The organism is Hydrogenophaga sp. (assembly GCF_031426985.1).
Classification (GTDB): Bacteria; Pseudomonadota; Gammaproteobacteria; order Burkholderiales; family Burkholderiaceae_C; genus Hydrogenophaga.
On sequence record NZ_JASJOY010000016.1, the window covers coordinates 1,148 to 1,436 of the forward strand.

At 73.7% G+C, this 289-nt stretch carries 1 pseudogene; it reads right to left on the reverse strand.

The annotated features are described in order from the left end of the window. Positions 1–289 (reverse strand): annotated as a pseudogene (locus RMP09_RS02670) (hypothetical protein); the annotation flags it as partial.

Below are 289 nucleotides of genomic sequence, written 5' to 3' on the forward strand. Positions count from 1 at the left end.
GGGCGGGGCGGTGGTGAGGGCGTTTAGGTCGTGGTGGCCAGCGGCACCGAAGTAGCGCCACGCGAAGACCGAGATGCCCGCGCCGATCACCGCGGTTATCAGCAGCATCGCTGCGGCCAGACCGTCGGCGCGCAACTCGATCCCCAGCGGCACTGCCCAGCCGCCGACCGCGACGTGCTGCATGCCACCCGTCATCACCTCCGCCGCCAGTGCGAACGCTGCCGCGACACCGAGCGCGCTCGTCAGCAGGCTGGCGGCCGCGGCGCCACGCTGGCCGGCCAGCAGCGCC